The sequence below is a fragment of the Halomonas sp. TP35 genome (genome assembly GCF_052375975.1).
Classification (GTDB): domain Bacteria; phylum Pseudomonadota; class Gammaproteobacteria; order Pseudomonadales; family Halomonadaceae; genus Vreelandella; species Vreelandella citrativorans.
This window is the reverse complement of sequence record NZ_JBQSUZ010000009.1, coordinates 1-22,564: the sequence shown is the minus strand read 5'-3', so window position 1 is coordinate 22,564 and position 22,564 is coordinate 1. Positions and strand designations below refer to the sequence as shown.

The window sequence follows — 22,564 nt, the reverse complement described above, 5'->3', positions numbered from 1 at the left end:
ATACTAGATTTAGGCACGTTACGACACCTGTCTGCCCCGTAAACAAGAGATTTGACGCATGAGCGAAGACCGATCGAGCAATCCTAATCAAAAATCCTGGCTCGAGAAACTCTTTGGCGCCCTTACCGGAGATACCGACGAACCCAGTTCACGCGCTGAACTGATGACGTTTTTACGCCATACCGCTGGGAAACTGAAGCTGGATCAGGACGCCATCATGATTATTGAAGGTGCGCTTGAAATTAGCGATCAACAGGTCCGAGAAGTATTAATACCCCGCTCTCAGGTATCGGCCATAACGCTGGACCAAACGCGTGATGGCTATTTACCGCTTATCCAGGAAACCGGTCACTCCCGTTATCCTGTGATTGGCGAGAATTTGGATGATGTTAAAGGGATATTGCTGGTAAAAGACCTGCTTCCTTTACTGTCGCAAACCCAGGAAAGCCGGGACGCCTTCAAACTGGAAGATGTTCTACGTCCGGCCATGTTTATCCCAGAGTCGAAACGGCTTAACAGCCTGCTCAAAGAGTTTCGTGATACACACAACCACATGGCAATTGTGGTAGATGAGTATGGCGGTACTGCAGGTATTATTACGATTGAAGACATTCTTGAACAAATCGTGGGTGATATTGAAGACGAGCACGATACCGACGAAGAGGACGATATCCGCACGCTGGAAAACGGCCACTTTGCTATTCGCGCCCTCACCCCCATCGAAGACTTTAACGAACGCTTTGGCACCGAATTCTCTGATGATGAATTCGATACCGTGGGCGGCCTGGTGATGCAGCAATTTGGTCATTTGCCCGGGCGCAGCGAGCATACTCGCTTCGGTGGCTGGCACTTTGTCATCTTGAATGCTGATAACCGGCGCATCCGCTTATTAGAGGCCTATCGTGAAAGCGATGGCGAGAGCCTCGAACCTCAAAAAAACGACTAGCTGCTTACCGATTAACCACGTATTGACAGGATATTTCATGGGGTCAACACCCGCCTTTATGCTTCAACTGTTACTGGCCCTGGTTGCGGGCGGCTTTACCACGCTAACCGCTTCACCATTTGAACTATGGTGGCTTGGCCCGGTAGCGATTGCCCTGCTTTACGTAGGGATCCATACCTTAACGCCTGCCCAGGCGGCGCTTAAAGGCTGGCTCTATGGCATTGCACTCTTTGGCAGCGGCGCCTCATGGGTCTATATCTCCATTCATGATTACGGCTATACCGGCGTGCCGTTGGCAGTGTTGCTGACCGCACTTTTTGTCGCCGTACTGGCCCTTTTTTATGCGGGCACCTTCTGGCTTTACCGGCGCTTTACCACCCCCCGATTGGCATGGCTTACGTTTGCCGGTGCCTGGGTGCTGGGTGAAGTGCTGCGCACCTATCTGTTCACAGGCTTCCCTTGGCTACTAATGGGCTCAGGCTATGTCGATTCACCCTTGGCAAGCTGGGCACCGATTGGCGGTGTTTACCTACTTTCCCTGCTGGTGGTGCTTAGCGGCACACTGGCGGCTAACGTGCTTCTGCGCCGCCAGTGGTGGGCTCTGGCTCCGTTACTGGCGATCTGGCTGGTACCGCTGGCCTTGCCTGCACAGTGGACCACCCCTTCCAGCACACCTACCCGGGTTGCTTTACTTCAGGGCAACCTCCCGCAGTTGCTAAAGTGGACGCCAGACGGCCAACGCATCGCAGCGAATACTTACAGCCGACTGACCGCTGAAGTCGCCGATGAGGCTGACATAATTATCTGGCCAGAAACCGCTCTTCCCATGATGGAAACTCAGGCACGTCCGGTCTTGGAACGCGTTCAGGCCAACCTTCCGCCAGGCGTTGCCTTGGTGACAGGCATCGTTCAATTGGATGAGGCTAACCGCTACTACAACAGCGTGGTGGGCATTGGCAACGTTGAAGGCAGTTATCAAAAAGAGCACCTGGTGCCTTTTGGCGAATACCTACCGCTTGAAAGCGTGCTGCGCGGTGCTATCGACTTTTTTGATCTGCCGATGTCGAGCTTTACCAAAGGCGCACCGCATCAGGCGCCCATGCAGGCCTCCGGCGTTAGCCTGGGCAACGCGATCTGTTACGAAATCATCTATCCGCAGCTTGTGGCACGTCGTGCCCAGGACAGCGATGTGCTGCTGACGGTTTCCAACGACACCTGGTTTGGCGCCTCCATTGGCCCTTTCCAGCATTTGCAAATGGCACGGCTTAGAGCACTTGAAAATGGTCGCTATGTGATACGCGCCACCAGTAACGGCGTTACAGCGATTATTGATGCCCACGGAAACATCGTTGCTCAAGCGCCCCAGTTTGAAACGACGGCGTTAGTGGGTGAGTTCTATGCGATGGAGGGTTTAACACCTTTTACCCGCACCGGGAGCTGGCCTGCATGGCTACTCGCGGGGCTAATGCTGCTACCTGGCCTTCGCTTGACACGTTGTCGCGGTCGGTAGGAACCTTCAACATGACACGCTACAATAGGGCACTTTTTTGATTCTGGCTGGCATAGGGATACCGCTATGTTCAAATCTCGCCCTTTTTTACTACTTGTCGTGATGCCGCTGGCGCTTACTGTCGTGCTGGCGGGCGCTATTTTCGGTGGCCAGGTTATGTCTGACAGCCATGTTGGCGATGACATTCAACATGCACTGGCAAAAAAGCTGGGTACATCCCATGATATTGAGCTCTCGCAGCTGCAGGAAGTGCAGTATGGTTATGGCATCTGCGGCCTCTATCGCACAGCCTCTTCTGACAATGGCTATGCCTCCTTTTTCTACGATAAAGACAGTGAGAATATCGAACTGGATATTAACTCTCGTCTGTACAAGTCGCGCTGCGGCCTCTCTGCCGTCTGCTAAATCGCTTTCGTTGCCAAGCATTAGCCAAATAAACGGAATATAAAAAGGGGCGACTGATCATCAGTCGCCCCTTTTTTGCTACAGATTTTTTCTACCTACGTCTACTACCTATTTTAACTCCCTGGGGCTACTCCAAGCGGCGTTAGCTTTTTTCTGTCAGCCGTTTGATATCAGCCTGAACGTCCGTTATCGGGTGACTATCCCGCACCAGGAACTGTGCATTTCCCTCTCGATCAAAGGCAAAAACAGCGCTTGAGTGTGTTACCAGGTAGTCACCATTCTCATTCTCTTCACCGTATTCGTAAGCAATGCGGTAACGGTTGGTGATCGCATCAATGTCGGCTTTATCGCCGGTCAAGCCAGTAAACTCAGGACCAAAGGCATTGGTATAACGCTTTAGCACCTCGGGCGTGTCACGCGCTGGGTCGACCGAAATAAACAGCACCTGAATCTCGTCGCGCGTCTCATCATCCAGCTGTCTGATCGCATCGCCTAATCTTGCCAGGGTAATTGGGCAAACATCGGGGCAAAACGTGTAGCCAAAATAGACAAGCGTTGGCTTACCCAGATATTCATCAGCTTGGACGTTGTCGCCGTTATCATCCACCAGTGAAAAATCAAGCGACGGCATAATGTCGGCAACGTCGGTGGTACGCCAGCTCTGGTCACTACAACCAGCCAGTAAAAGAGACGTCAACGCGGCGAGCAACAACTTGTACATATAGGGTTCCTATTCCGGGCCTTTACATCGATGCTGGAGAGACAACATTAAAGGTAACGGGCAGTTGCTGTTCATCGCTAAACTCAAGCACCACGTCAACGTCATCACCTATGTTTAAGGGCTCAACGCGGCGCATAAACATCAGATGATGACCTTTAGGCGCAAACTCAAAACGCTCGCCTGAGGCAATTTCAATCGATGTAAGCTCGTGCATATGGGCCATACCGTCGTGCTCGGAGCTAACATGTATTTCAACACTATCAAAAGCAGGGCTTTTAGCGCCCACCAGCGTGACGGCTTCATCGCCCGTATTATAAAGCTCAAAGTAACCCGCACCGGGCGTGTTACCAGGCAGCAGGCTTAATTGAGCATTGCTTACTTCAAGCGTCTGCGCCTGCGCAACGCCCGCCGTTAATAGCAGTGCTAACGCGCTTAACGCCAGCCGCTGAGTCACTCGTTGGGCCGTGACATTCAGTGCCTTATTCGCCATTACTTCGATGCTCCATTTATAAACGCGGTTAAACGGTACACGTGCCAAGCTCTCACGTACCGGCCTATCGCATGTCGTTATTAATCTTTGGCTACCATAGCGCCATCCAGGTGTTCTACAACCCACCTGCGACATTATGACAGCACCCTCGACCTGCCGATATTATGCGAGAACACGGCTAAATCACGGTTTGTGTTTACCACAAAGAGGGCGCCAGAAGCATGGGAACGGCGGTTGCAAATAGCCCCAAAAAAAAGATTTCAACGCCTATCTCCTTAAGGCCGGAAATAGACGTGGGGCCTGCTAAAACCCCAACTACCGCGTTAAAAACATTTAAACCAGCAAGGTTGTCCTAAAACCAACTCTTTTATTAGTGGCCGGAAAAGCGGTCAGTGCATGATTGATTCAACATAAACAAACAACCGATCAAGCACTTAAAATCGATATTTATAAACGATCTTGCCAAGCTATTGCTGCAAACAATCTTTATAAACACGCCCAGCTTTCATAATCATGCGCAAGTTACGCTCTGGATCTTTCAGGAAATCCAGATTTTTGCTTGGGTCGCCATCGACGACCAGTAGGTCAGCTAGCGCACCAGGCGCAATACGCCCAAGCACGCCCGGATACGGGTTACGTGGCCCCGAGAGAGAAAGCAGTTCCCCATTACGCCCCGTCGCCATTGCCAATGCGGTCAGTGGGTCGTAGAAACGCGTTAGCTTAGCCAAGTGATGCAGTTGATTAGGTGTCTGCTGGGGATTAAAAAGAATATCCGTTCCCCAGCCGGTTTTAACGTTAAATCGCTGGGCCATTTCATACGCGCGAACCGTTCCTTCGGCGACTTGTCGCTGAGACTCTCGGCGTGCAGCATCCGGGTAAACGTTGGAATCTTCATCTTGTAGAAAAGGCTGAAGGCTCCACCACACATCTTCACCGGCCATCATTCGAACGGTCTCTTCATCTGCCAACTGACCATGTTCAATTGAGCGTACGCCTGCCCGCAGAGCACGCTGAATACCCCGGGAGGTGTAGACATGAACCATGACATAAGTGCCCCAGTCACCGGCTGCCTCAACCGCTGCGCGAAGCTCGCGTTCGCTAAACTGAGTACTGTCGAGCGGATCATAAAATGACGCGACGCCACCACCCGCAATCAGCTTTATTTGAGAAGCCCCCAGCATCAACTGCTCACGCGTGCGCCTAAGCACTTCATCTTCACCGTCAGCAATCATGGCGACCCCTTGCTGCTCCGTGTAACTTAGCGGGGTTGTACTACCGCGAGGCAATTCGTGCCGCATTCTGAAATCACCGTGCCCGGATGTCTGGGAAATCATGGCGCCTGCGGGAAATATCCGGGGTCCGTTTACGATGCCTTCATCAATGGCTCTCTTCAGTGCAAATGACGGCCCTCCCACATCCCTGACAGACGTAACCCCTCGCATCAGCGTTCGCTCGGCCTCTTTTGCGGCGACCAAATGGATGTAACCAATATCCGCGCTCATGGCTTCCATCTGTGTAATAGCGGCTAGCGTGGAGTGCCAATGCGCATCGATTAAGCCAGGCATCAACACGCGCCCATCACAGTCGATAACGTCCCCGGACTCGGCGCCAGCATTACCTTCAAGAATAGCGCTGACCCGCCCATCCTCTACCTTAACGGATACGCCATCCCGCAACGGGCCACCACTTCCATCAAAAAGCTTTAAGTTGGTGAGTAGCACAGAGCCGTCATGCGATTTTGAGGGCTGGTCAACCACGTGGGGCGTATGCACACCTGCAAAAAGCGCCATGACCGCTGCCGACCCACCCAGCATTTCGCGGCGAGCAATCTCTGCCATAACGCGCTCATGAAAATGCTGTAAAACGGGTGAACCACAGCAGCAAGAGCCATGGTTATTAGGACGGTGTTGTGCGCTAAACGCGGGGGCTAATGAGTAACGGGTAGTGGGCGGCATTGTTAGCACCTCGCTTAAACATGAGAAGGATAGTTTTTTTGTAGAATACCCGGATAATCGGAGCAGCCTTTATAGGCTGCCCTGTTCGCTTAGCACGTCAGGAATGGTCATTTTTACATAGCGCCCTGGTGCTGACTCAATCACCTCAAGCTTACCGTCGCCGGGTGTGCGCGAGGGCACCAATTTCTGAGTATCCGAATAACCATTTTGCGTCATCCATGCCTGCCAGTGCGGCCACCAGGAGCCTTCATTAAACGCCGCTGTCTCCAGCCACGCTTCATGGCTTTCTGGCAGTGTGTCGTTGCTCCAATAACCGTACTTGTTCTTTTGCGGTGGATTAACGATACCGGCGATATGCCCCGAGCCACCTAATACAAACGTGACGGGGCCTTTAGGTAGCAACGCCCCATAATAGGTGCTGTTCCACTTGGCAATATGATCCTCTTTGGTCGACACGAAATAACTGGGGGTGGAGATTTTGCGTAAATCAATTTTGACGCCATCAAGCTCAATACCACCCGGCGCGACCAAACGGTTTTCAAGGTACATGTGGCGTAAATACCAGGCATGCGTGCCCGCCGGTAGATTCGTGCCATCCGTATTCCAATGGAGAAGGTCAAAGGCGGCGGGCATCTCTCCTTTAAGGTAGTTATTGATATAAAACGACCAGAAAAGATCATTTTCACGCAGCAGGTTAAAGGTGTAAGCCATCGAGCGACCATCCAGATAGCCCTTTAGCTGCATGGTTTGCTCAAGCCCTTTCACCACGGCTTCGTTCAGGAAAACGCCGATATCGCCGGGGTCACGAAAATCCTGCAACGTGGCCATGTAGGTGACCGACTTCACCTTTCGCCCCTTGCGGGTACTTGTTAGATAAGCAACGGTCGAAGCCGTCAGGGTGCCGCCCACGCAGTAGCTCACCAGGTTGACCGACTTCTCACCACAGGCATCCTCAATGGCGCTAATCGCGCTGATCGGCCCCATTTGCATGTAATCGGCCCAGGTAATGTCGCGCTGCTCAGGGCCAGGATTGCGCCATGAAATTAAAAATACGGTGTGGCCCTGGTCCACCATCCACTTGACCATGGAATTATCCTGGCGCAGGTCAAGGATGTAATACTTGTTGATCCAGGGCGGCACGATTAACAGCGGTGTTTTAAAGGTCTTCTCAGTGGTGGGCGTGTACTGAATCAGTTGAATTAACTCGTTTTCGTACACGACAGCCCCGGGGGTAACCGCGATGTTTTCCCCGATGCCAAACGCATTGCGCTCGGTCATACACACATTGATGCCTTCCGCTGAGTTGGCAAGGTCTTCACGCAGCCGTGATAGCCCTTCTACCAGATTTTGCCCACGGGTTTGCAGCGTTCGCCGCATCACCTCAGGGTTAGTAGAAACAAAATTGGTGGGCGACATGGCATTGACGAGCTGACGGGCATAAAACCCCAGATTTCGTTTCTGGAGGTCATCCATGCCTTCCAGGCTTTCGATCAGTTCTTCTACTACCTGCGAAAACAGCAGGTACTGCTGCATGATCGCCGCATAGTGAGGGTCTTGCGTCCAGGCATCGTCTTTAAAGCGCCGGTCGCTTTTGGAGGGGGTAATCAGCGGTGTAACCTGCTCACCGGATAAAGCACGTATGCTTTGCTGCCATAGCAGCCACTGATCTTGCAGCAGGCGCGCTTGGGTTTGCCACAGCAAGGTTGGGTTATTCATTAATGCCTGCGCACCCGCCTCGAAGCTTTTGCGCATATCGCTATATACCGAGTCGGCCGCCTCGCTTGGGGCCATGTGTGCTAGCAGATCCTGCATAAGCCCCTGGTACTGCTCAGCGGCCTCTTTCAGCTGCGTATTCCATACCTCAATGTCTTCTTGAGACACTCCCTGCTGAGACATGTCGTGAAATGGTCGTTTCCACCCCTGCATACTGAATCCCCTTAACAGGCGCCATCCGTCACGCCTCAATCATTAATAACAAGCGTCATCAACAATATAAGAATACGGCGCCTAGAGGCGCCGTGAGTCAGCCGACTTCTTATTTTTTCCGTGAAGACTGGCTAGAGGCAGCGCCAGAAGCACCCGGCTGCTGACCTTTTGCGGCGGCAGTCGCCTTCTCGGTCATTTGCTGCCCGGCATCACTGAATAGTTTTTCCATTTCCGTTTTGAACTGCAGACTCATCTCGCCCATGGCACGGGCGTCTTCCTGCATTTGCTGGGAAAGCTCGTTCATGATTTCAGCCTGCTGGGTGCCGAAATCACGCAGGCTTTCTGCATCTTGAATGCTGGTGGCACTGCGGATGCGCTCGGTGCCCATTTGGCTATAGCGCTTCATGGCTTCCAGTTGATACTGGGTCATTTTTTCCATGTTGTTGAGCATCAGCGAGTTAATTTTGCGCATGGGCTCAAACATTTGGCGGGTCTGGGCGTTAAAAGCGTCCATCATATCGTCTTGCATAGTGTCTAATCCTCTTCCGTTTCAGAGTGTGGGCGCTTTCGCGCCCCCCTACGAACGTGATTTGCTGCACTGCAAAAAGAGTAATCCTTGACCGGGTGCTTTGCAATAACACTGTTTTCAAGAACCCTGTTTTCAATAACACTGTTTTCAAGAGCCCTGGATGACGGCGCTCATTAACTGGCCGCTATGCACCTCGCCGCATTACTCGGTTTTTCCCTTGCCACGCGAACGCGAGGACGCCGTCGCCTTGGCATTAGGCGCTCTCTCGCTGCTCGACGCATCATTGTCCGCCGCTTGATCATCAGAGGCGGTACTGCTGGCATTGCCTGCCTGGCGCAGCATATCCAGCATCATCTGCTGGTAAGTCCCAAAGTTGGCCAACCCTTGAGAAAGCCCCTGCTGCATCATGGGCTGCTGCAAAAAGGGGCGTATCAAACTCATGGGGTCATACCCTTCAGCACCCGACTCCATTTGCCGCTGAATATTTTCCAGCAGGCTTTGCTGGAATGCCTCTACATCAGGAAGCCCCAATGCTTGACGAAATTCATCCGGGGTCAGATCAAACTCAACGTTAATCTTCATGGGTTACTCCTCAGCCATCTTCCTTGAGTGTAGCAGCGTTACGCCAAGCCGTACGCCGCTTTAACGCTGCGCTAAACGTGGTGTGTCAACGCTAACCTCACCGTTCTGCCCGCGCTGGCGCAGCCAGTGGTCAAGCAACGTAATCGCCATCATGGCTTCGGCAATCGGTGTGGCGCGTATCCCCACGCAAGGGTCGTGGCGGCCTTTGGTAATCACCTCGACCGGCTGGCCGTTAACATCAATGGAACGCCCAGGCGTCGTAATGCTGGAGGTTGGCTTAAGCGCCAACCTGGCCACAATCGGTTGCCCACTGGAAATACCGCCCAATACGCCACCAGCATGATTGGACAAGAAGCCTTCCGGTGTCATCTCGTCGCGGTGTTCGCTACCGCGCTGGGCAACGGATTCAAAACCTGCGCCAATCTCAATACCTTTTACCGCATTAATACTCATCAAACCGTGCGCCAGCTCAGCATCCAGGCGATCAAACACCGGCTCACCCAGACCGACCGGAACACCCTCAGCGACCACGGTAATCTCGGCCCCTACGGAATCCTGGTCACGGCGCAACTGATCCATATACGCTTCAAGCTCGGCTACTTTGGTGGGATCGGGGCAGAAAAACGCATTCTGCTCGACGGCCTCCCACTGCTTAAACTCAATTTTGATGGGGCCCAGCTGACTCATATAGCCACGAATTTGTACGCCCTGGGCGGCCAGATACTTCTTGGCGATAGCACCAGCAGCTACCCGCATGGCGGTTTCGCGGGCGCTTGAGCGGCCGCCGCCCCGATAGTCACGGTGGCCATATTTATGGTGGTACGTGTAGTCCGCGTGGGCGGGGCGGAACTGGTCCTTGATTTTCGAGTAGTCTTTGGAGCGCTGGTCGGTATTCTCGATCAGTAGGCCAATGGAGGTGCCGGTGGTTTTGCCCTCAAACACGCCCGATAAAATCCTCACCTGATCAGGCTCTTTGCGCTGCGTGGTGTGCCGAGAGCTACCTGGACGACGACGGTCCAGGTCGCGCTGTAAATCCTCTTCACACAGCGCAAGCCCTGGTGGGCAGCCATCTACAATGGCGCCCAGCGCAATGCCGTGGCTCTCTCCAAAAGTGGTAACGGTAAACAGCTTGCCAAAACTATTGCCAGACATGGGCGTTCATTCCTTACGCAAAAGACGCCGCATGGGCGTCGAGTTCATCGGCGCTCAAAGCAAATACGCCTTGGCCGCCGCGCTCGAAGTCAAGCCACAGGAAAGGTACGTCGGGAAACGCAGCCTCCACATGGCGGTCAGAATTGCCCACTTCTACAATCAGCCAACCTGTATCGCTTAAATGGCTGCGCGCCTCGCGCAAAATACGCCGTACAATATCCAAACCATCTTTACCGGCACCCAGTGCCAGCGCGGGCTCATGGCGGAACTCAGCAGGCATGGTAGCCAAATCGCGCGCATCGACGTAGGGCGGGTTGGAAACAATCAGGTCAAAGCGCTGGCCTTCCAGCCCGTCAAACACATCCGAGGCTACCGCCCGTACCCGGTCACCCACGTCATGGCGGGTAATATTTTCCCGAGCGACGGCCAGCGCATCCTGGCTAATATCGGCAAGCGTAACTTCGCAAGTAGGCAAATAAAGGCCGGTTGCAATGCCGATACAGCCAGAGCCGGTGCACAAATCCAGCACGCTTTCCGGTGGTTCTTCCGGGAACCAGGCCGAAAACCCGTCTTCGATCAGCTCGGCAATCGGCGAGCGCGGAATCAGCACTCGCTCATCAACATTGAAGGGGTGGCCTGCAAAAAAGGCCTCGCCCAGCAGGTACGGCAATGGCTGGCGGCTGGTTACCCGCTTCCGGGTCAGGGCGATAATACGCAGGCGCTCAACAGGCAAAAGCCGTGCTTCCAAAACGGCGGGGTCGACGTTCCAGGGCAGATGAAGTGCCCCCAGGCAGAGCGCAACGGCTTCATCCCAGGCAGACTCGGTGCCGTGGCCATAGTGCAGCCCAGCCAGATAGAACTCGCTGGATACCCAGCGCAGATAGTCGCGTAGTGTAAAAAGATCGCTCACCAACGCCGTATCCGGCAACGAAAGGGTTGAGTGAGAGGTCTCAGCATTGAGGTGCGTGGTCACAGCGACTCCTGATAAACGAAAACCATCCATGCAGCCACATGCGGCTACACTCATTGATAAAGAAAAGATTGTACCTGTAAAGATTGTACCTTTGACGCCGCCCGGTTCACAGCGCCGCTCAGCTCGCTATACTGTCGGCACTTTATATGCTTTCTTGTTTTACTCTTTCTTCCTTTTCACACTTTGAGCTTGATATGACGCGACGCCACCTGCCCAACGATGACGATATCAGCGCTTTTCGCCAGGCGCTGCAAGCAGCGGGCGTACGCCGTATTGCACATAATCAAGCCGACCCCGGCAAGCCCAAGCGCAATGATGAAGCCCAACAGGCACGGCGTAATGCGGCAGTTCAAAACAGCACAGTACAAGCCAGCGGCCGCACATCGGATGGCCGGGTCGAGGCCGTGCGTCCGTCTGAGTACCTTGAGTTTAGCGTGCCCGATTTACCCTGGCGTACCTTCAGCCAGTTAAAGCGTGGCCAAACCGAGTGGCAGGCGGGGCTTGACCTGCACGGCTACACGCTTGAAGAAGCCCGCGCGGAGCTTGAAAGCTTCTTGCGCGATGCGTCAAGCCAAGGGCTGCGCTGCGTGCTGGTGGTTCACGGCAAGGCGTGGGGCACCACTTCAGATTTTCCGGTGCTTAAGAGCCACACCAATACCTGGTTACGCGAATGGCCGGGGGTGCTGGCCTTTTGCTCGGCCATTGATATTGATGGCGGCACCGGGGCGGTCTATATACTGCTGCGTAAGCGCGGGGCGTAACGCCGCTCAACCACTCTCTTCACTGCTCTACTGGCACTTTTCCAGTGGCTCGCTGCCTCACTCTGTCGCATCCGAGGCAATGCTGGGAATGCGCCGCTCAAGCGCCTCATCGGCCAAGTGCCGCCCCAGGCGGATCAAGTCTTTGGCGCGATGAAACTCATACGTGCTGCATACCGTCTTGGGAATCTCGATCAATATATCCGGCGGGTAACCGGCAATTTTGTATTTTGCCAGGGCCGCTTGAGTAATATCAAACGACTCTAAAATCATATCGAGCTTGCTCCACTCGCGCTTGCCTCGCGTCTCAACGCTCTCTTCAGCGCTAGCTTCCACGCCACTGCTCTCTTCACTGCTGCCAAGCCCCTCCCATAAACGCAGGGTGGCTTGGCGCACGTCACTCATCCAGCCGCCAATTTTTTCATCACGGTCACGCTCTAGCGCCGTTCGGCTGTCATTTTCCTCGTGCTCACAGGGCAGGAGTTCTTCCAGCGATACCGGCTGCGGGCTATGTGCCGTTACGTTAATCGCAATGACCAGGTCTGCTTCGTGGGCAGAAATAACCGGCATGATAGGCAGCGGATTTAGCAATCCTCCATCGACCAACACTTGGTCGCCAACATTGACCGGCGTAATGACGCCAGGAATGGCGATAGAGGCACGAATGGCGCGCAGTAACGGGCCATTTTGAAACCACACTTCGCGCTGACGAACCAGGTCAGTCGCCACCGTTGTTACCGGAATAGGCAAATCCTCAATGAGCACATCGCCTACCAACGCTTCCAACTTGCTCATCACCTTATTGGCACGCATGGCGCCCATCGGGCTCCAGGTCACATCCACCAGCTTTAGCACGTCCAGATAATCGAGATTACAGACCCACTCGCGATACTCGGGCAGTTTGCCAGAAGCGTAGATGCCGCCTATCAGCGCCCCCATGGAGCATCCCGATACTGAAATAATCTCAAAACCTCGCGCTTCCAGGGCTTCAATGACACCAATATGGGCATAACCGCGCGCCCCGCCGCTACCCAATACCAAAGCCACTTTTTTCCCGCTACCCGCATGCGTCAGCTGATTCATTGGTTATCCTTATTGCGCCTGAGCCGACCGTACTAACGGCCTTACACGGCTGCTCCCCAGTGGGCGGTGGCGAGTTCCGCCACAGCGGCAACCGCTTTAGATTCTAAATGTAGATGATGCCCGCCAGGCAACACATGGCGGGTCAGATCGTTAACCGCCAAGCGCGCCTGCTCGGCCCAGGCACGCTTTCCTAAAATACCCTGCTCGCCTTCAATCAGTAGTACCGGCGCCTGAATACACGCTAACAGCGCCAGCACCTGCTCAGGGGTAAAGCGCACCAGAGAGGGTTTTAGCAGTCGACTATCCGTACGCATTTGTAGATAGCCATCGGCAGTTGCTTGCGTATTACGCTCAACCAACGGCATCGCTGTTACGCTATCCAGCGTGGTGACGCCACCGGCTACCCTCGCGGCAACCGCACTTTCGATATCAGCATAGCGTGGTGGGCGGGAAAGCGGGCGACGATGGGCAATAAGCCCTTTGCACAACTGGCTGGCAGTTTCTTCCGCAGGCGTATTCAATGCCCCCAGCCCGTCAATCAAGGTTAACCGGGCAATACGCTCTGGCATGGCGGCGGCCAGTAGGCAGGCAACCGCCGCACCCATGGAGTGCGCCAGTAAAGAAGCCTGTTCAATACCCAGCGCGTCCAGCGCATCAAGCACGTCGTGGCAGTAATCCCACAACGCATAGTCACTTCCGAAAGCGGCATGCTGGGAGTGCCCATGGCCGCGAAAATCAATGGCTACCACGCGGATATCCAGTGCATCTGCCAAGAGCGGAGCCAAGCGGCTAAAGCTTGCCGCGTTATCCAGCCAGCCGTGTAGCGCCAGCCAGACAGGTGCATCCGCGCGGCCCCAGCCCAGTGCGGCCAAGCGCCCTTGCGCAAGCACCAGCGGTTGCGCAGTGTGTCGAGACGCGTGCTGGAGTGTCGGTTCACGCATACATTGTTTTCCTGATGAAGTGGTCATCTCGTTGGCAAATAACGCGACGCCTTTAATGTTCCTGAATTCAGCTTTCAGGCAATGTCTGGATGACGGTATCAGTAACAAACGTTACCATGCCAGGCGCAATTCTTCCGCCGCTTTTCCCCAACCCTTGCTAATGGTGCTGCCATGAAACCACGCCGCGATACACGCGCCCGTAACCTTGTTTTTTTTATTGCTGTTGTTAGTGCCATAGTCGTGGGGTTGTGGCTAGCGCGCTAGGCTTGCCTAATCGCCGCTCAACGCTTGCAATTTAAACCTCACGAATAAATACTGTATATACATACACATTACATTCAGTGAGGATGCCGACGATGTCGTTGCCTCCATCGACGCTCGTGCCCACCTTGCCGTTAACGTCTCAGCCGCTGCCTTTTTCATCGTTACAAGGCCGTGCGGGCTTTAGCGGCTTTCCATCACCAGCGCAGGATTACGAACCGCGTACGCTCGATCTCAATACGCGGCTAATTAAAAACCCTACCCAGACGTTCTACCTTTCAGCGGCTGGTGACAGCATGGAAGGCTGGGGGATTTTTGATGGCGACCTGCTGGTCGTTGACCGCAGCATTAAACCTCGGCTAGGGCATATCCTGGTTGCCATGTTTGAAGAGGAAGTGCTGATCAAGCGCTACGCCCTCTATCAAAATACGCCGCATCTCTGCTCCGCGCATCCTCACTACCCGCCGCTTCCTTTGGAAGGCACCGAGTGCCAGCTATGGGGAGTAGTGCGTGCCGTTATTCATGAGTATGTCCGATGATCGGCCTGGTCGATGCCAACAACTTTTACGTCAGCTGTGAGCGTGTGTTTGATCCTGCACTGGAAGGCAAACCGGTTGGCGTTATGTCGAACAACGACGGCTGCATCATCGCCCGCTCTGCCGAGATGAAAACCATGGATATCCCCATGGGCATGCCATCGTTTAAGCTCGAAAGCCTGCGTAAGCGTGGTGACATCTACCTCAAGTCATCCAACTATGAGCTGTATGGCGATATGTCGGCCAGGCTGTGCCAACTGCTGCGCGATACCTGCCCAGCCGTGTCGCCGTACTCCATCGATGAAATGTTTATTTACCTGGAGACGTTCAGCAACCAGCAGTGCCAAACCCTGGGCGAATGGCTGCGTCGGCGGATCCGGCGCCATTTAGGCCTGCCGGTATGCGTTGGGCTGGCCCCTACGCATACGCTGGCTAAGCTTGCCAATCACCTGGCCAAGCAGGCGACTCACTATCAAGGCGTGTGCCTGCTGACGGGAAAAGATGCGGCAACGACCGCCCTGCTTAAACAGACACCGGTGAGCAGCGTATGGGGCGTTGGGCGCCGGATTGCTGAGCGGTTAGCGATCAGCAATATTAATACCGCCTGGGACTTGCGTGAGGCTGACCTTCGGCTACTGCGCAAACATTTTTCGGTAGTGCTGGCCCGCACAGCACTGGAACTGCGCGGTACGCCCTGCCTGCAGATGAATGCGCTGGATCAACCGCGCCACCGCATTATGACGTCGCGCTCATTCGGCCAATCAACCGGCAGTAAAACAGAAGTACATAACGCGTTACGCCAACATGCCCAGCGCAGCGCCGAAAAACTCCGTCAGCAGCGCAACCTAACGCGAGCCGTGATGATTTTTTTAAACACCAACCGTCACCGCCGAGACCAACCCCAGTATTTCCCCCATGCCATGGTGCCCCTGCCCTCACCCAGCGACGATACGCGCACAATTCTTGAGGCCGTTCACCAAGGGGTTGAACAGGTTTACCGACCAGGCTACCGGTTTATGAAGGCAGGTGTGATGCTGCTGGATCTGGTTGATGCCGAGCAGCACCAGCTCTCGTTGCTACATCAACCGCCGCGGAACCGATACCCTTACTTAATGGCCACGCTGGATAATATCAATCAGCGCATGGGGCAAGGCACCATCAGCTTTGGCATGACGGATGCCGATGCCGCCTGGCAGCTACGCTGCGGGCACCGCTCAGGCCGCTACACCACACGCTGGGATGAGTTGATGAAGGCAGGCACTCATCCTGGTGCTATCAAGCAATCTGCTTTACGCAAGTAACCACTGCTATCTCAACTCCTGTCTCAACTACGATCTCAGGAAGAAACTCAAACCACCCTTACTGGCGGGGCTTACCACAGGCGGGAACGATTCAAGGGAAGTCTATGCACATTGCCAAACGCCGCTGGATGAGCCGTCACTCATTGCTCAGCAGCAGCGTTGGTTGTCGGGAGAAACCGTTAGCGTGTCGTTAACGCCTGACGCAGGCGAGGGCTCAACCACTCGCCCAACGCCATCATGATCAGCAGGATAGCCAACAACCACGGCCAATGAACTGAAAAGGTAACGGTAAACAGCCCTAATGCATCAGCGAAAATAACCAAAATACCCAGCGGGCTGACATAACGCACCATGGCAAGCCATAGCGTATAGGGCAGAGGCGAGAGTCCCAGCTCGTCGCGGAACGTTTCACTCTTCAGGACAAAGCCTGCCAGTATGACGGTGCCTAACCCACCCAACGGCATCATCCAGCGTGAAGTGATGTAGTCCAGCCAGTCAAAGAAGGTCTTGCCTGCCAACGTCCAATCAGCCCCTAGGTTAAAGGAGAGCATGGCAGCAGTACTAATCAGCCAAAGAACAATCCCCGTGCTCCACGCAGCACTGCGGCGTGAGAACCCCTTGTTGTCGCAGAGCCAGGAAACGGTCGCCTCAATCATCGAAATGGACGATGTCAGCGCGGCCATGGAGAGCATGGCGAAAAATAGAATCCCAAACAGCGTGCCCAGCGGCATCGCCTGGAACGCCAGCGGCAAGCTCATAAAGATAAGCCCCGGGCCTTCACCTGGGTCCATGCCATTGGCAAAAATTACCGGGAAGATCGCCAGCCCCGCCATCAAGGCAACGGCCGTATCTGCAATGGCAACGCTAATGGTGGTACGCCCAATGGAGGCACCTTTGGGCAGGTAGCTTCCGTAAGTAAGAATGGCACCCGAGGCAAGCGATAAGGTAAAGAACGCATGGCCAAGCGCGGCCAGCATCCCTTCACTGGAGAGGCTCCCCGCCTTGAAGGAAAACAAAAAACGTACCGCATCACCAAAGCCACCGGAAAACACGCCGTACACAATCAGCAGTATCAGCATGATGACCAGGCCAGGCATCATCCAACTGACGTTTTTCTCGATCCCCTCCTGAACGCCTTTGCCCACAATAATCATGGTAACCAGCGTAACAAGCGTGCTCCAGAAGCCAAGATTGAGCGGGTTGGCGTTGTTTTCCCCAAAAACGGCGGCCATGTCGTCAACGCTGGTGCCCACCAGGCCACCGGTTAACATCTTCCACAGATAAGAAAACGACCAGCCTGCCACGACCACGTAGAACGACAGAATCAAAAAACCGCACAGCATGGCCATCCAGCCAAGCAGCGACCACGCCGATGAGCGACCGGACTCGTTAACCACTCGACGAATCGCATCAATGGGGCTGCCGCGCCCGCGGCGCCCGAAAGCGATTTCGCTCATCATTACCGGCACGCCCACCGCAAAAATGCACGCCAGATAGACAAGAACAAACGCGCCACCGCCATACTCGCCGGTGATATACGGGAATTTCCATATGTTGCCCAGCCCTACCGCCGAACCGGTAGCGGCGAGCATGAACCCCCAGCGGCCCAGCCACTGGATGCGAGGTTGCTCGGAAGACGCCATGACTATCCTTCTGGTGTAAAAAAAGCGTTTATCCTAGAGGATTTCGGCTCAAAAGCACAAAACTCGTTAACTCTTTTTTAAAACAACCGCCCGGCGCCCCTGCCTTCTCCCCGGCCTGCCCCATTCGCTCATCACTTAGCTCTTCAACTAGCGCATTACGGACAGCGCTTTCGCCTCGGCATCCAGCCGCTGGGCAGTTTGGTCCACGCATCGCAGCCACACCAATAGCACCGCCCCCAACATGACAAAGCCACCGGCCAGCCAAAGGCCCACGGTATAGCGGCCCGAAGCCTCAGCCAGCACACCGGTTAAGGCGGGTGCAAAGATCTGCGCGGCGCCATACGCCAGCGTCATTTGGCCCATTAAGCGCGCCGGGCTTGCCGGGTAAAGCCTGCCAGCCATGGTCAGCACCAAACTCACGCAGCCTAGAAAAGTGCCGCCGTATAGCACCGCGCTGAGCAACACAACCACCAGGTTTGAGGAGATAGCAGGCAATACAATTCCCACCGCTTGGATCGACATGGCCACCACCAGCGCCCCCAAATAGCCAATCCTCCGCGCCACCAAATCCCACAGCATAACGGCAGGTGCGGCCGCTAAACCGACCACAGCAAACGTCCAGTTACCCGCGCCCGCAAGCAGCGGTTCTCGCTCCACGATGGCGACAATAAACGTGGCATTAATCACATAGCCGTACCCAGCACAAAAATAGGCGGGCAACATTAAGCACATAAAGGTACGCGAAGGCGGCTTGGCAGCCGGCAACTCTTTTTGATGCGCACCTGCAACCGGCTTTACCGGGCGTGGCAGACATCGCCAAGCAGGCACCAACAGCACCGCGCCCAATACGCCAAAAAGCCACCACTGGCTTTGCCAGTCAAGCGAGAACGCCAGCATTAACTCTACCGCCACAGCAGCCAGTACAATGCCTAACCCCAGCCCCGCAAAATGAATCCCCAGCTCTCCCCGCTGGTGATGGTTCATCAACCAGTGCAGGATCAGCCCAGACGCCAAAAGCATGGCCGCACTGCTGGAAAGCCCCGCAAAAAAACGCAGCGCCGCCCATAGCCAAAAGTGCTCAGTAAGTGCCATGCCCACGGTTGTCAGCACCGCCAGCACCAGGCCAATACGGTAAAGCGTGTCTTTGATGTAAATACTGCGAATCGAGGCGGCCAGCACCGCGCCCAGCATATAGCCCGCGTAATTAAGCGCCGCTAGCCAGCCACCATCCGCGTCGCCCATCCAGGTGTGCTGCTGCATGATCGGCAGCAATGGCGTATAGGCAAAGCGGGCAATGCCAACACACAAAAGCTGACTGCAAACGCCCGCCAACAATACCCTGTAGCGCTGAACGCGTAGCGATGCCGTACTCATGCTCTCTCCTGTCGCTGTTTTGGCTTAACCGTTGTTTCTAGTTAATTAGCCTGCATATTACGTGTACACGGCGTGGCCCACATCGTCTAATGGTGGAAGAGCCTGATGAATCTGGCAGACTAGTCACACAGATAACCACATGGAGAGTTTGAATGAGCGATAACGCCAAACCCTGGACACAACCGATGCCCGAAGCGCAGTTCAAGCTAATGCGCGACATTCTAGCCGCGCCTAGCCCGGTTGGCCTTGAAGGGGCCATGACCTACGGCGTCTTAAAGCCCTACTTTGAGACATTTGCCCCAAAAAACTGGCACCTTCACCAGTTCAAGGGCAACGCTGGCGTGGTGCTGGATACGCACCCTAACCGCGATGATATGTTCAAGGTCATGATTATCGGCCATGCGGACAAGATCCGTATGCAGGTACGCTCTATCGGTGAAGACGGTAAAATCTGGATCAACACCGACTCATTTTTACCTTCCGTGCTTATCGGCCATGAAGTGAAGCTGTTCAGCGAAGACCCCGAAAAACCGGGCAGCTATCGCTCGATTGAGGGTGGCACCGTTGAAGCACTCGGCGCCATTCACTTCTCCGACCCAGCAGCGCGCACCGGTGACAAAGGCATTAAGAAAGAGCAGATCTACCTGGACCTGCAAATTCACGGCGAGAACAAAAAGCAGCAAGTGCTTAATTTAGGCGTTCGCCCAGGCGACTCGATTATTTTTGACCGCCCTATTCGTCCCGGTTTCAGCCCCGATACCTTCTACGGCGCCTACCTGGACAACGGTCTGGGCTGCTTTGTAACGGCTGAAGTAGCGCGGTTAATCGCCGAAGCAGGCGGCACTGACAACGTGCGCATTATGTTTGCGATTGCAAGCTACGAAGAGATTGGCCGCTTTGGTAGCCGAGTGATGGCTGGCGAGCTAAAACCGGATGCCTTGATTGGCGTTGACGTTAACCACGACTACGTAGCCGCCCCGGGTATTGGCGATAAGCGCATGCAGCCGCTGGAAATGGGCAAAGGCTTTACGATGTCGGTAGGTTCGATTGCCAGTGAGCAGCTAAACCGCATCATCGCCGGCGCCGCCAAAGAGCAGGATATTCCGATGCAGCGCGATATGGTGGGCGTCGATACAGGCACCGACGGCATGGCAGGCGTGCTGGCCTCTATCGACAGCGCCGCGACCTCCATCGGTTTTCCAATCCGCAATATGCACACCATTTCGGAAACCGGAAATACCCAAGATGTGCTGGCCGCTATCCATGCACTCACGCATACCTTGCAAGCGCTGGACAAACTGCCCAACCTTGAGCGTGAATTTTTGGATAACCATCCGCGCCTTGACCAAGCAAGCGCACTTAGCCACCAAGGGCATGCAAAACCTGAGAACAACGAGGACAAATAACCGCGCTGTTCATTTTCATTAGTACGTTTTTATTAGCACGTTGCAATAAGAAAGCCCCAGGCATCACTGCCTGGGGCTTTATCGGTTCCTCCGTAATCTTTCCTCGCGAACGTCCTGTTCGTGCATCCCTGGCGACCACAAGCACTCCTTGCTTGTTCTTCCTAACCACGTTTCCGTTTGTGGTACTGCCTACCCTGAACCTTAAATGTGTCAAACACATTAACCTGAGATAGGAAAACTTTAAAAGCCCTTAATCTCTAAAAGATGGTTGCCAATAGCCAACGTAGGCACCGGCATTATGCGCTGCTTATACTTAAAAATAATTAACCTTCATGCACAATAAGAGCCAAATAAAAGTTAAACGCCAATAACTCTGACAATACGACATGTTACTTTTTATGCTTCCCGCCAAATAACGCGCCAATCCTTGCATCCTCCCAATTTGCTATTGATTACCACGCTGAGTGAAAGCAGCGCTGGCAGACACTCCACAACCTTATACCAAAGTCTAAAACCTACAACCAACGGCGTATAAACGAAAGTGGTAGCATGCCCGTTTCTTATTGTTAGAAAATTATCAATAAATTCATGCAATAGCGTCAGGAGACGAGTATGGGAATGTCATTGTCAAATTGGCGCCACTGGGTACCACTGTTAGCGGGACCACTTCTTTTTGTACTGATACAGGTACTGATGCCAGACACGCTGATTGATCCAGCCCCCCGCACGGTGCTGGCATTAACCGTATGGATGGGCGCCTGGTGGGTGACAGAGCCAGTTCCTATCCCTGTTACTTCTTTTCTGCCCATGCTGGTACTGCCGCTAAGCGGTGTGATGGTGTTGGACGAAGCCGTTGTGGGCTACGCCAACCCGGTTATTTACATGTATATGGGTGGGTTTATTCTGGCCATTGCCATTGAGCGCTGGAACCTGCACCGACGCATCGCCCTGTCGATCGTCAACCGCATTGGCAACAGCCTGCGCAGCATTGTATTAGGCGTATTGATTGCCTCGGCGTTTCTGTCCATGTGGATATCCAACGCGGCCACAGCGCTTATGATGCTCCCTATTGCCGTCGCGCTAACCAATGAATTAGACGAGCGCGACCAGTTTGAACGCCATCATCGCGATAGCTTTGCACGTATTTTGCTGCTAACCGTTGCTTATTCAGCCTCGATTGGCGGGCTGGCAACCATTATCGGCTCAGTGCCCAATGCCATCGTAGTGGCCATGATCCCGCAGTTTTTTGAAGGGGTAGAAATCAGCTTCTTGCAGTGGATGATTTTCGCGCTGCCACTCACGCTGATCTTACTGGCGATTTTGTACGTCTATCTCACTCGGATATACACCAAAATACCCAATACGCCGCTTGAGATTGATTTTGTGGCCCAGGAACTTGCGGCTCTTGGCCCTATGAGCCAGGAAGAGAAGCGTGTTTTGGGCGTATTTGTGGCAACGGCACTGGCCTGGGCGTTACGCGGCTGGCTGGCACCGTTTTTTGATCTACCCATTAACGATACGATTATTGCGGTAACCGCCGCCATTGCGTTGTTTGTCATTCCTGCCCACAACGAAAAACGCGCCCTGCTGGTTTGGGACGATATGAAGGGCTTGCCGTGGGGCTTGTTTATACTTTGGGGCGGGGGTATGACGCTCGCTGCTGCGTTCATCGCCAGCGATTTGACCGGTTGGATCAGCGAGCAACTGCAGTTACTGGATGGCGTCAATTACTTCTGGCTACTGTTAATTATGGTGCTGTTAATGTTGTTCTTGACGGAAATCATTTCCAATACCGCAACGGCAAATATGGCGCTGCCCATTACCGCAGGCATGGCTGCAGCCATCACGACCGGCAACCCGCTCGGATTAATGGTGGCGGTTGCTCTCGCCACTACGTGTGCCTTTATGTTGCCGATATCCACCCCGCCTAACGCCGCTGTATTTTCCACAGGGCGTATTTCTATTAAACAAATGGCCAAAGCGGGATTTGCCATGAACCTCGTAAGCGCTATTGCGATTACGCTGTTTGTTTATTTTATTATGCCGCTGCTGTTACCCACACCTTAATTAGC

Annotated in this window: 20 protein-coding genes; 8 read left to right on the top strand and 12 right to left on the bottom strand. The window is 54.2% G+C overall.

All coding sequences use genetic code 11. The features are described from left to right. Nucleotides 1-58: 58 nt before the first annotated feature. The 3 genes from ACT3RU_RS11685 (at nt 59) to ACT3RU_RS11675 (ending at nt 2,861) form a co-directional block, all read left to right on the top strand. A complete protein-coding gene (locus ACT3RU_RS11685; RefSeq protein ID WP_087106801.1) occupies nt 59-946 on the top strand; it encodes a CorC family transporter in 888 nt (295 codons plus the stop codon). Between the two features lie 37 nt (nt 947-983). Continuing rightward, nucleotides 984-2,456: an apolipoprotein N-acyltransferase gene (lnt, locus tag ACT3RU_RS11680; RefSeq protein WP_192527543.1), complete on the top strand. Its 1,473-nt coding sequence runs from the start codon at nt 984-986 to the stop codon at nt 2,454-2,456. 66 nt (nt 2,457-2,522) lie between these two features. Further along, nucleotides 2,523-2,861 (top strand): hypothetical protein, encoded by a 339-nt coding sequence (locus ACT3RU_RS11675; RefSeq protein ID WP_087106805.1) that lies wholly within the window; start codon nt 2,523-2,525, stop codon nt 2,859-2,861. Between the two features lie 142 nt (nt 2,862-3,003). Here ACT3RU_RS11675 and ACT3RU_RS11670 read toward each other — a convergent pair whose 3' ends face one another. From ACT3RU_RS11670 to prmB, 8 genes are all read right to left on the bottom strand, one after another. Beyond that, nucleotides 3,004-3,582: an SCO family protein gene (locus tag ACT3RU_RS11670; protein WP_087106807.1), complete on the bottom strand. Its 579-nt coding sequence runs from the start codon at nt 3,580-3,582 to the stop codon at nt 3,004-3,006. Nucleotides 3,583-3,604: 22 nt separating this feature from the next. Beyond that, a complete protein-coding gene (locus ACT3RU_RS11665; protein WP_192527544.1) occupies nt 3,605-4,072 on the bottom strand; it encodes a copper chaperone PCu(A)C in 468 nt (155 codons plus the stop codon). Nucleotides 4,073-4,539: 467 nt separating this feature from the next. Then, nucleotides 4,540-6,027, bottom strand: a complete 1,488-nt coding sequence (locus tag ACT3RU_RS11660; protein ID WP_192527545.1) for a metal-dependent hydrolase family protein — start codon at nt 6,025-6,027, stop codon at nt 4,540-4,542. Nucleotides 6,028-6,096: 69 nt separating this feature from the next. Continuing rightward, on the bottom strand, nt 6,097-7,923 hold the full coding sequence (gene phaC, locus ACT3RU_RS11655) for a class I poly(R)-hydroxyalkanoic acid synthase (RefSeq protein WP_192527546.1): 1,827 nt from the start codon (nt 7,921-7,923) through the stop codon (nt 6,097-6,099). Between the two features lie 139 nt (nt 7,924-8,062). Beyond that, on the bottom strand, nt 8,063-8,482 hold the full coding sequence (locus tag ACT3RU_RS11650) for a phasin family protein (RefSeq protein ID WP_087106813.1): 420 nt from the start codon (nt 8,480-8,482) through the stop codon (nt 8,063-8,065). Between the two features lie 201 nt (nt 8,483-8,683). Then, nucleotides 8,684-9,064, bottom strand: a complete 381-nt coding sequence (locus ACT3RU_RS11645) for a hypothetical protein (RefSeq protein WP_192527547.1) — start codon at nt 9,062-9,064, stop codon at nt 8,684-8,686. A 60-nt stretch (nt 9,065-9,124) separates the two neighbouring features. Then, nucleotides 9,125-10,216 carry a chorismate synthase gene (gene aroC / locus ACT3RU_RS11640; RefSeq protein WP_192527548.1) on the bottom strand — a complete coding sequence of 364 codons (1,092 nt, stop codon included), beginning with the start codon at nt 10,214-10,216 and terminating at the stop codon, nt 9,125-9,127. 13 nt (nt 10,217-10,229) lie between these two features. Continuing rightward, nucleotides 10,230-11,189, bottom strand: coding sequence for a 50S ribosomal protein L3 N(5)-glutamine methyltransferase (gene prmB / locus ACT3RU_RS11635; protein WP_192527549.1), 960 nt, complete (start codon nt 11,187-11,189; stop codon nt 10,230-10,232). Nucleotides 11,190-11,383: 194 nt separating this feature from the next. Between prmB and ACT3RU_RS11630 the strand changes: the two genes are divergently transcribed. Continuing rightward, nucleotides 11,384-11,950 (top strand): Smr/MutS family protein, encoded by a 567-nt coding sequence (locus ACT3RU_RS11630; protein ID WP_087106822.1) that lies wholly within the window; start codon nt 11,384-11,386, stop codon nt 11,948-11,950. Nucleotides 11,951-12,007: 57 nt separating this feature from the next. Here ACT3RU_RS11630 and ACT3RU_RS11625 read toward each other — a convergent pair whose 3' ends face one another. Continuing rightward, complete coding sequence (locus tag ACT3RU_RS11625; protein WP_192527550.1) at nt 12,008-13,030, bottom strand: patatin-like phospholipase family protein; 1,023 nt, start codon at nt 13,028-13,030, stop codon at nt 12,008-12,010. A gap of 41 nt (nt 13,031-13,071) precedes the next feature. After that, nucleotides 13,072-13,971 (bottom strand): alpha/beta fold hydrolase, encoded by a 900-nt coding sequence (locus ACT3RU_RS11620; protein WP_192527551.1) that lies wholly within the window; start codon nt 13,969-13,971, stop codon nt 13,072-13,074. A 356-nt stretch (nt 13,972-14,327) separates the two neighbouring features. On the opposite strand from ACT3RU_RS11620, the gene ACT3RU_RS11615 reads away from it, so the two are divergent. Together ACT3RU_RS11615 and ACT3RU_RS11610 are read left to right on the top strand one after the other, a co-directional pair. Then, complete coding sequence (locus tag ACT3RU_RS11615; protein ID WP_087106828.1) at nt 14,328-14,771, top strand: LexA family protein; 444 nt, start codon at nt 14,328-14,330, stop codon at nt 14,769-14,771. After that, complete coding sequence (locus tag ACT3RU_RS11610) at nt 14,768-16,069, top strand: Y-family DNA polymerase (protein ID WP_192527552.1); 1,302 nt, start codon at nt 14,768-14,770, stop codon at nt 16,067-16,069. Before ACT3RU_RS11615 ends, ACT3RU_RS11610 begins: the two co-directional genes overlap by 4 nt. A gap of 179 nt (nt 16,070-16,248) precedes the next feature. On the opposite strand, the gene ACT3RU_RS11605 is transcribed toward ACT3RU_RS11610, so the two are convergent. Both ACT3RU_RS11605 and ACT3RU_RS11600 read right to left on the bottom strand, forming a co-directional pair. Beyond that, nucleotides 16,249-17,712 (bottom strand): sodium-dependent transporter, encoded by a 1,464-nt coding sequence (locus ACT3RU_RS11605; RefSeq protein WP_192527553.1) that lies wholly within the window; start codon nt 17,710-17,712, stop codon nt 16,249-16,251. 147 nt (nt 17,713-17,859) lie between these two features. Further along, nucleotides 17,860-19,086, bottom strand: a complete 1,227-nt coding sequence (locus tag ACT3RU_RS11600) for a YbfB/YjiJ family MFS transporter (RefSeq protein WP_192527554.1) — start codon at nt 19,084-19,086, stop codon at nt 17,860-17,862. A gap of 152 nt (nt 19,087-19,238) precedes the next feature. Between ACT3RU_RS11600 and ACT3RU_RS11595 the strand changes: the two genes are divergently transcribed. Both ACT3RU_RS11595 and ACT3RU_RS11590 read left to right on the top strand, forming a co-directional pair. After that, nucleotides 19,239-20,492 carry a M20/M25/M40 family metallo-hydrolase gene (locus ACT3RU_RS11595; protein WP_192527555.1) on the top strand — a complete coding sequence of 418 codons (1,254 nt, stop codon included), beginning with the start codon at nt 19,239-19,241 and terminating at the stop codon, nt 20,490-20,492. Nucleotides 20,493-21,110: 618 nt separating this feature from the next. Continuing rightward, nucleotides 21,111-22,559 carry an SLC13 family permease gene (locus tag ACT3RU_RS11590; RefSeq protein ID WP_225733806.1) on the top strand — a complete coding sequence of 483 codons (1,449 nt, stop codon included), beginning with the start codon at nt 21,111-21,113 and terminating at the stop codon, nt 22,557-22,559. Nucleotides 22,560-22,564: the final 5 nt, after the last annotated feature.